The 1,343-nt window shown below is 47.3% G+C and carries 2 protein-coding genes; both read right to left on the bottom strand.

The features are described from left to right. Positions 1–430, bottom strand: a 430-nt coding sequence (locus R8N49_RS24705; RefSeq protein ID WP_412034905.1) for a DHH family phosphoesterase, incomplete at its 3' end; no start/stop codon positions are given. A 45-nt stretch (positions 431–475) separates the two neighbouring features. Next, the gene (gene dsbC / locus R8N49_RS24700) at positions 476–1,264 is read right to left on the bottom strand and encodes a bifunctional protein-disulfide isomerase/oxidoreductase DsbC (RefSeq protein ID WP_005497149.1); all 789 of its coding nucleotides are present in this window, start codon (positions 1,262–1,264) and stop codon (positions 476–478) included. Positions 1,265–1,343 lie beyond the last annotated feature (79 nt).

The raw sequence follows: 1,343 nt of genomic DNA, 5'->3' as shown, positions 1-1,343 counted from the left end.
GCACACCTTCAATCGACAATACGCCCTTGTCGACCGTCATGATCATTTCTGCGCCAAGTTCCAATGCTTGATCGACCACCTCTGGGCTCAAACCGTAGCCATCTTCAAAGCGGTTCGGCACCAAGTAATCGACGTTATTGCTGCCAAGCATACGCAATGCCAATACAGAAAGAGCAGAACTCGTTGCGCCATCTGCGTCAAAGTCACCCACCACGATGATGCGTTTTTGCTCTTGAATCGCTTGGAACAACAACTCAACCGCCTGCTCAATGCCGCCAAGCTTTTGGTACGAATGCAATCCACGAGCAGAGGTTTCTAGCTGCGCGATGTCAGTAATACCGCGATTGATGTAAATGCGTTTTAAGATCGGAGGAATGGAATCTGGGAGAAGGGAAAGATCCGGTTCGGGACGTCGTTGAATTTCTATCATGCTTGAAAAGAGCCGACTATTGCGTCGGCTCTGCTCCTTAAAGGATTACAGTTGCTCTAAACGTTTCAGTAGTTCAGCTGGCGGTAAGTAACCACCAACCATCTCACCGTTTGGAAGGAAGATTGCAGGCGTACCTGAAATACCTAACTGACGACCAACGTTGTAGTGCGCTTGAATGGTCTCTTTACATTGCTCAAGATCTTTCGCTGGATTGTCGAAAGTGCGGCTCACTTTCGCGTTATGCATCGCCGCTTTTGGATCTTCTGCACACCAAATCGTTGCCATTTGCTCAGCAACAGGCCCTGTCGCACCTTGGCGAGGGTATGCCATGTAACGCACAGTAATACCTAGATCATTGTAGCCCTGCATTTGGTTATGCAGACGAACACAGTAGCCACAAGTGATGTCAGTAAATACCGTCACCACGTACTTTTCGTTGTCCGCTTTGTATTCGATCATGCTGTCTGCAAACTTAGCAATTTTCTCAGCATTCAAAGGCGCTTGGCGTTCTGCAAGTACGTCTTTGTAACCGCCGTTGTCATCAATCGCGTATAGCGTACCTGCAATAAAGTGATCGCCATTGTTTGACGCAAACAATATGCCGCCGTTGGTTTGAATTTCTAGCAGGCCCGCCACATCTGAAGGTTGAATATCAATAATAGACAGACCTAGTTTCGAGAACTTCGCTTTTAGCGCCGCTTCATCAAAGTGTTGTTGCGCAGTTGGCGCAGCCTGTTGTGCAGGAGTTTCGGTTTTTGCCTGACTTTCTTCCGCACCACACGCGGTAATAAAGAATGGTAAAGTCAGCAGAGTTAGTCGGCGTAATACGCTCATTAAAGTCACCTTTAAATAAATTCTTTTCATCCAATCAAAGAGGATGAAGCAAGCCATCATTATGCTCTTGGGTGGTGTT

Source organism: Vibrio sp. 1978 (assembly GCF_033344345.1).
The sequence above is the reverse complement of the archived record's forward strand: the minus strand, read 5'-3'. Positions and strand labels throughout refer to the sequence as shown.

What these genes read in the sequence shown, in the direction of transcription:
- dsbC (WP_005497149.1), bottom strand. Translation starts at nt 1,264, where the DNA reads ATGAGCGTATTACGCCGACTAACTCTGCTGACTTTACCATTCTTTATT.